Below are 346 nucleotides of genomic sequence, written 5' to 3' on the forward strand. Positions count from 1 at the left end.
ACCGCGAGCGGCAAGCCCGCTGCGGTTATGCCGGCCTTCTCGTTGGCGACCAATGCCGCTGTACCTTCCGGCGTATCCACCGGGTAGTGGCACGCGAACGCATGGCTGTCAGATGTGTGGTCCCCGGGTCCCCCGGGTGCCAGTGCCGGATCTCCGGTCAAGCAGTCGTCCTGCGCGTACTTGCAGCGAGCTGCGAAGCGGCAACCGGTCATCGGCTTCGTCATGTCCGGAAGTCCACCCGGAATAGTCTGCAGCACCGTGTGCGTCGGCGATTCGAGTCGCGGAATCGCGGCCATCAGCGCTTCGGTGTACGGGTGACGTGGACGCGTGAACAGTTCTTCTGTCG

1 protein-coding gene is annotated in these 346 nt (G+C 64.7%); it reads right to left on the reverse strand.

All coding sequences use genetic code 11. The features are described 5' to 3' along the window. The coding region (locus MTX36_RS29530; RefSeq protein ID WP_374230586.1) for an oligopeptide/dipeptide ABC transporter ATP-binding protein at nt 1-346 on the reverse strand (346 nt) is incomplete at both ends.

It is taken from the genome of Rhodococcus sp. ARC_M6, assembly GCF_022810305.1.
Classification (GTDB): Bacteria; Actinomycetota; Actinomycetes; order Mycobacteriales; family Mycobacteriaceae; genus Rhodococcus_F.